General features: G+C 73.1%; 5 protein-coding genes. 4 read left to right on the plus strand and 1 reads right to left on the minus strand.

The features are described 5' to 3' along the window. Nucleotides 1–1,435: non-reducing end alpha-L-arabinofuranosidase family hydrolase (locus ACOV8S_RS05415; protein WP_448316379.1), on the plus strand; the 1,435-nt coding region annotated here is incomplete at its 5' end. Between the two features lie 63 nt (nt 1,436–1,498). Here ACOV8S_RS05415 and ACOV8S_RS05420 read toward each other — a convergent pair. Beyond that, a complete protein-coding gene (locus ACOV8S_RS05420; protein WP_448316380.1) occupies nt 1,499–3,325 on the minus strand; it encodes a glycoside hydrolase family 15 protein in 1,827 nt (608 codons plus the stop codon). A 400-nt stretch (nt 3,326–3,725) separates the two neighbouring features. Here ACOV8S_RS05420 and ACOV8S_RS05425 point away from each other — a divergent pair, with 400 nt between their 5' ends. From ACOV8S_RS05425 to ACOV8S_RS05435, 3 genes are read left to right on the plus strand one after another with little or no spacing between them, the layout of a single operon-like run. Next, on the plus strand, nt 3,726–5,318 hold the full coding sequence (locus ACOV8S_RS05425) for an ABC transporter substrate-binding protein (RefSeq protein WP_448316381.1): 1,593 nt from the start codon (nt 3,726–3,728) through the stop codon (nt 5,316–5,318). Further along, nucleotides 5,315–6,307 (plus strand): ABC transporter permease, encoded by a 993-nt coding sequence (locus ACOV8S_RS05430; RefSeq protein WP_448316382.1) that lies wholly within the window; start codon nt 5,315–5,317, stop codon nt 6,305–6,307. The genes ACOV8S_RS05425 and ACOV8S_RS05430 overlap by 4 nt, the downstream gene beginning before the upstream one ends. Then, nucleotides 6,297–7,202, plus strand: coding sequence for an ABC transporter permease (locus tag ACOV8S_RS05435; RefSeq protein ID WP_448316383.1), 906 nt, complete (start codon nt 6,297–6,299; stop codon nt 7,200–7,202). The genes ACOV8S_RS05430 and ACOV8S_RS05435 overlap by 11 nt, the downstream gene beginning before the upstream one ends. Nucleotides 7,203–7,205: the final 3 nt, after the last annotated feature.

The raw sequence follows: 7,205 nt of genomic DNA on the forward strand, positions 1-7,205 counted from the left end.
GGGGGCGCCGTGCGCGGCCCGGCTCGCCGGGATGTGCCTCGCGCTCGGCACCCCCCCCGCCTCGGCCGCCACGGTCGACACCGGCGCCACGTACGTCCTCGTCAACCGCGGCAGCGGCAAGGCGATGGACGTGTACAACCTCGCCACCAACGACGGCGCCCGGATCGTGCAGTGGGCCCGCAACGACCAGGCGCAGCAGCAATGGCAGTTCGTCGACTCCGGCAACGGCTACTACCGGCTGAGGTCGAAGCTCTCCGGCAAGGTGCTGGACGTGTACAACTGGTCCACCGCCGACAACGGCCAGGTCGTCCAGTGGCCCGACCTCAACGGCGCCAACCAGCAGTTCCGTCTCGCCGACTCCTCCGACGGGTACGTGCGGCTGATCAACCGCAACAGCGGCAAGGCGATCGGCCCGCAGAACGGCTCCACCGCCGACGGCACGAACATCGTCCAGTCCACCGACACCGGGGCCGGCCACCAGCAGTGGCAGCTGGTCAAGGTGGGCGGCACCACCACGCCGCCGGGCGGCAGTTGCTCGCTCCCCTCGACGTACCGGTGGAGCTCCACGGGGGTCCTGGCGCAGCCGAAGAACGGGTGGGTGTCGCTGAAGGACTTCACCGCGGTGAAGCACAACGGCCAGTACCTGGTCTACGGCTCGAACGTGGCGGGCTCGTCGTACGGCTCGATGGCGTTCAGCCCGTTCACCAACTGGTCCGACATGGCCTCGGCCGGCCAGAACGCGATGAACCAGGCCGCGGTCGCACCCACGCTCTTCTACTTCGCGCCGAAGAACATCTGGGTGCTGGCCTACCAGTGGGGCCAGTGGCCGTTCATCTACCGCACCTCCAGCGATCCGACCAACCCCAACGGCTGGTCCTCGCCGCAGGCGTTGTTCACCGGCAGCATCTCGGGTTCCGACACCGGTCCGATCGACCAGACGCTGATCGCCGACGGGCAGAACATGTACCTGTTCTTCGCCGGTGACAACGGCAAGATCTACCGGGCGAGCATGCCGATCGGGAACTTCCCCGGCAACTTCGGCTCCTCGTACACGACCATCATGAGCGACACCAAGGCCAACCTCTTCGAGGGCGTCCAGGTGTACAAGGTGCAGGGCCAGAACCAGTACCTGATGATCGTCGAGGCGATGGGCGCCAACGGCCGTTACTTCCGCTCGTTCACGTCGTCCAGCCTGAGCGGGTCGTGGACCCCGCAGGCCGCCAGTGAGAGCAACCCCTTCGCGGGCAAGGCCAACAGCGGCGCCACGTGGACCAACGACATCAGCCACGGCGACCTGGTCCGCTCCAACCCCGACCAGACCATGACCATCGACCCCTGCAACCTCCAGTTCCTCTACCAGGGCAAGTCGCCCACCGCGGGCGGCGACTACAACCAGCTGCCGTGGCGGCCGGGCGTGCTCACCCTGCAGCGCTGACCGGTCCGGCCCACGCCCCGGGTCCTTCCGCCGTCGCGCGGAAGGACCCGGGGTCCCGGCCGTTCACCGGACGCGGGCCCGCGCCCGGCCGAGGTTCACCCCGCTGGCGATGATCCCGATGTGGCTGAACGCCTGCGGGAAGTTGCCCATGAACTCGCCGTCGGCGGGGCGGATCTGCTCCGAGAGGAGCCCCGTCGCGCTGGCGCGGGCGCACAGGGACGCGTACAGCTCCTCCGCCTCCTCCAGCCGGCCCTGACCGGCCAGGTTGTCGACCAGCCAGAAGCTGCACAGCACGAACGCGCCCTCGTCGCCGGCCAGACCGTCGGGGGACTCGTCGTGCAGGTAGCGGTACAGCAGTCCGTCGCCCGCCGACAGGCGCGTCGCCACGGCGGTCGTCGTCGCCACCATCCGCGGATGGTCGACCGGGAGGACCCCGCGCAGCGGCAGGGCCAGCAGGCTGGCGTCGAGCGCGCCGCCGCCGGACAGCGCCGCGCTGAGGGTCTGCGCGCCCTCGTCCCAGGAGCCCTCGAGGATCCGCTGCCGCAGCTCGTCCGCTGCGGCCCGCCACACGTCGACGCGCCCGGGCAGCCCGTGCCGCTCGGCGATCCGCACCGCCCGGTCCAGCGCCACGTGGCACAGTCCCGCAGAGTAGGTGAAGACGCCGCCGTCGTTGCGCACCTCCCAGATGCCCTGGTCGGGCTGGTGCCAGGCGGTGGTCGCCTGGTCCGCCAGCCTCGCGAGGCTTGCCCACAGGGCGGGCTGGATCTCCCCTCCGGCCAGCAGCCACTGGTCGGCGCAGTCCAGGATCTCGCCGTAGACGTCGTGCTGACGCTGGTCGGTGGCGCCGTTCCCCCAGCGCACCGGGGCCGAGCGCCGGTATCCCTCGAGCTCGCCGTCCACGGTCTCGTCGGGGACCGGGAGTCCGTCGAGGGTGTACATGATGCGCGGCCGCCCGGTCTGCTCGAAGGCGTCGAGCACCCAGCCGAGGAAGGCGTCCGCCTCGCCCCGGAAGCCGATGCGCCGCAGCGCGAACACGGCGAAGGCCGCGTCCCGGATCCAGGTGTAGCGGTAGTCCCAGTTCCTGATCCCGCCGACGGGGGCCGGGAGGGAGGAGGTGGGCGCGGCGACCGTCGAGCCGTTGGACCAGTCGTCGCACATCTTCAGGGTGATCGCGGACCGTCGCACCAAGGGCTCCTGCGGGCCCTCGTACGTGCAGCTGGTCATCCAGCGGCGCCACGCGTCACCGGTCGCCGCGAGCATGGCGTCGGCGTCGAAGCGGTGGTGCCGGTGGAAGCGGCCCCAGGACAGGACCAGGTCGAGGCGGTCGCCCTCCCGCAGGTCGTAGCTGTTGCGCGGTCCCTCCAGGGGACGGCTGCAGCGCAGATGGAGCCGCAGCCCGGGCTGCCGGTAGGGCCGCAGCTCCACCCCGCTGAACAGGGCGCGTGCCTGGGCCCCGCCCCGCGGCTCCAGGTCCGCCCGCAGCCGGACCCGGCCGGACAGGACCTGTGCGGAGCGCACCAGTTCGGCGCGCCCGGCCGGGGCGTCGTCACTGAGGTCCGCGCCCTGCCGCAGCGTGAGGGCGTCGGTGAGACGGACCAGGCCCTCGGCGGTGCGCAGTTCGGTGACGAGCACCCCGGTGTCCTTGACGTACCACTGCCGGGCCTCCACCAGATCGTCCGGCCGGACGGTGAAGTGCCCGCCCCGCTCGTGGTCCAGGAGCCCGCAGAACAGCGGCGTCGAGTCGAACCGGGGCAGGCACATCCAGGGGATCGACCCGTCGAGTCCGACCAGGGCCGAGGTCGTGCCGTCGCCGATCAGCCCGAGGTCCTCCAGCGGCAGGTAACCGTCGCGTCGGCGGATCGGCCGGAACGGTGGGTCGGGGTCGTACATGAGGTCTCGTTCCTCCCCGCAGCCGTGGGTATGGTCCAGCGCCCTCGCCCCCACGCTCGCAGAGGGGGCGGGCGGACGCGAGGCGGTCGCGGCGGCGCTGCTGCGAGCGGGTGACCGGGCCGTCGTCGCGCACCCCGCGGCCGTCCGCTGCTCGCGGACCCACCGGCTGCGCGACCCCGGTGCCCCAGGCCCATGGGTCTCGGCCACGAGGAAGCGGCGTCGTCACCCGGGCGGGGGAGTGCGTCACGCGCGAGGGCTCTCGCCCGTGCCGGTGGGCGGCGCCCGCGCAGGCAGGACGCGCCCTCTGCTCCAGGCCGTCCGACCCCGTCGGCTTATTGCGAGCAATATGCAATAGCATGTCGTCCGCAAAGGTGACCGGCGCGGCACGGGCGGAGAACTGATGACTGGTCGACGAATACGGATCCTCGCGGGGGCGGCGGCACTGGGCGTGGCGGCCACCGCCTGCTCGGCCCCGGGCGGTGACGCGAAGGCCGGCGCGCAGGGCGCGGCGGAGTCGGTGGTGATCGGCGTCCCCTGGGAGCCGGACACCTTCAGCCCGCTCCTTGGCTACGGCAAGGACGGCAACTCCAAGATCTTCGACGGTCTGCTGGAACTCGACGCCGACCTCGAACTGCGGCCCGCCCTCGCCGAGGACCTCCCCGAGGTCGGCGCCGACGGCCGCACCTACACGTACACGCTGCGCGACGGCGTCACCTTCAGCGACGGCGAACCGCTCACCGCCGAGGACGTCGTCTTCACCTACGAGACGATCCTCGACAAGAGGACCAACAACCCGAACCGCAGCGAACTCGCGGCCGTCGACACGGTCCGTGCGGCCGCCGACGACAAGGTCGTCTTCACCCTCAAGTACCCCTACGCCGCCTTCGCGGCGCGCACCGTGCTGCCGATCGTCCCCGAGCACGTGGCCGGCGGACAGGACCCCAACACCGGCTCCTTCAACACCCGGCCGGTCGGCACCGGCCCGTACGTCCTCGCCGACTGGCGCAAAGGGGAGAAGGCCGTCCTCAAGGCCAACCCCCGCTACCGGGGCCCGACGCCCGCGGTGCGGACGCTCACCATGGCCATCATCACCGACGACGACGTCCGCGCCACCCGCCTGCGCTCCGGCGACCTGGACGGCGCCGTCCTGCCGCCGAACCTGGCGGCGACCTTCCAGGGCGACCAGGACCGGAAGACCTACCGCGCCAGGTCCTACGACTACCGCGCCGTCAGCCTCCCCACCGCCCACGAGGTGGCCGGCGACCCCGCCGTACGCCGCGCCCTCGACCTCGCGGTGGACCGCGCGACCATGGTCGACAAGGTCCTGGACGGCGCCGGCCGACCCGCCTACGGCCCGCTGCCCAGCGACGACCCCTGGTTCGCGCGGGGCACCGAACGCGCCCACGACGTCAAGAAGGCCGCCCGCGTCCTCGACCGGGCCGGCTGGAGGACCGGCCAGGACGGCGTGCGCGTCAAGGGCGGCGTCCGCGCCGCCTTCACCCTCTACCACCCGGCCGGCGACCGGATCCGCCAGGAACTCGCCCTCGCCTACGCCTCCGACGCCAAACGCGTCGGCATCGACGTGACAGTGGAGAGCGCCACCTGGGAGGTCATCGAGCCCCGGATGGGCCGCGAGGCGGTCCTCGCCGGCTTCGGCAGCACCGGCGACCCCGACTTCGGCCTGTACACCCTGCTCCACTCGTCCCTGGCGGGCGACGGCTTCAACAACATGCCGCACTACGACAACCCGGCCGTCGACCGCGCCCTCGACGACGCCCGCCGCACCCGCGACACCGACGCGCGCAAGGCCGCCTACGACACCGTGCAGCGCGAACTCGCCGAGGACCCCGGCTACACCTTCCTCACCCACCTCGACCACGTCTACGTCCTCGCCGACCGCTGGCAGGACCTGACCACCCAGGTCGAACCCCACGAGCACGGCTTCGCCGGCGGCCCGTGGTGGAACATCGAGGACTGGCGGCCGAAGCCGTGACCACGCCCTCGGCGCGCGGCGCGGCCCGGCTGGCCGGGCGCCGCCTGCTGTACGCCGTCCCCCTGCTCCTGACCGTCACCTTCGCGGTGTTCGCCCTCGCCGCCGCCTCCCCCTTCGACCCGGTCCGCGCCTACGCCGGAACCGCCGGACTCTCCGCCGACCAGGAGACCCTGGACCGGCTCGCGGAGAACCTCGGCGCCGACCGGCCGTTCGCGTCGCGGTGGTGGGACTGGCTGACCGCCGCGCTCTCCGGCGACCTCGGCGACTCCACGGTGTTCCGCCAGCCGGTGGCCCAGGTCGTCGCCGAACGCATGGTGTGGTCCGCCCTGCTGTGCGCCACCGCCTTCGTCGCCGCCGTCCTGCTGGGCACCGCACTCGGCGTCCTCGCCGCCCGCCGCCCCGGGTCGCTCACCGACCGGGCCGTGACCTCCGCCGCCTACGTCCTCTCGGCGGCCCCGGTCTTCTGGATCGCGCTGCTCGCCGTCTGGCTGTTCGCCCTGCGGCTCGGCGTGCTGCCGGCCGGCGGCCTGACCGACACCGGCAGCCAGACGGTGGACCCGGCGGACGTCGTCCACCACCTCCTGCTGCCCGCCGGGGTCCTGACGGTCTCCCAGCTCCCGTGGTTCGTCCTCTACGTACGCCAGGGGGTGACCGACGCGCTCGCCGAGGACCCGGTGCGCGGCGCCCGCGCCCGGGGACTCACCGAGCGCACCGTGCTGCTCCGCCACGCGCTGCGCTCCGGCCTCCTCCCGGTCCTCACCCTGATCGGCACCCGGGTGCCCGAACTCATCACCGGGGCGCTGCTGGTGGAGACCGTCTTCAGCTGGCCCGGCATCGCCGCCGCCACCGTCTCCGCGGCCACCTCGGTCGACTTCCTGCTGCTGGCCGCGCTGACCGCGTTCGCCACCGTCGCCGTCCTGCTCGGCAACCTCCTCGCCGACCTGCTGACCGGCCTGACCGATCCGAGGGTGAGCTTCCGTGACCTGTGACGCGTCCACGGCGCCCCCACCGGCGCCCTCACCGGCCCCCGCCTGGCGGCCCGCCGGTCCCACGCGGCGCTCCTGGCGCACCCTGCGCGTCGGCTCCGCCGCCGGCGTCCTCGCCGTGGTGGCCCTCGCGGTGCTGGTGGTGCCGCCGCTGGTCCAGCTCGACCAGCAGGCCGTGCACCTGGAGTCGAAGCTCCTGCCCCCGGGCCCGACGCACCCGTTCGGCACCGACGACCTGGGCCGTGACCTGCTGCTGCGCTGCGTCCACGGGCTGCGGGTGTCGCTGTTCGTCGGGGTGGCCGCCGCCCTGGTCGCCGCGGTGGTGGGCACCGCCGTCGGCACCCTCGCGGCGACCCTCGGCGGGTGGGCGGACCGGGTCCTGATGCGGGCCGTGGACGCGGTGGCCTCCGTCCCGCACCTCCTGCTCGGCGTCTTCGTGGTCGCCCTGTGGCGGCCCGGCGTGCTGCCCGTCCTGGTCTCCATCGCGGCCACCCACTGGATCTCCACGGCGCGGATCGTGCGCGCCGAGGTGCTCTCGCTGCGCTCCCGCCCCTACATCGACGCCGCGATCTCCGGCGGCGCGTCCCGGTGGCGGGTCGCCGTACGCCACCTGGTCCCGGGCATCCTGCCGCAGGCCGGGCTCGCCGCCGTGCTCTCCGTGCCGCACGCCATGTGGCACGAGTCGGCCCTGTCCTTCCTCGGCCTCGGCCTGCCCACCCACCTGGCGAGCCTCGGCAACCTCATCGAGGACGCCCGTGGCTCACTGCTCGCCGGACAGTGGTGGCCGACCCTGTTCCCCGGCCTGTTCCTGGTGATCCCCACCCTCGCCGTGGCCGGCCTGGCCGGAGCCTGGCGCGAGCGGATCAACCCCCGCCGCCGATCGGAGCTGACCCTGTGACCG

It is taken from the genome of Streptomyces sp. CO7, from assembly GCF_053474865.1.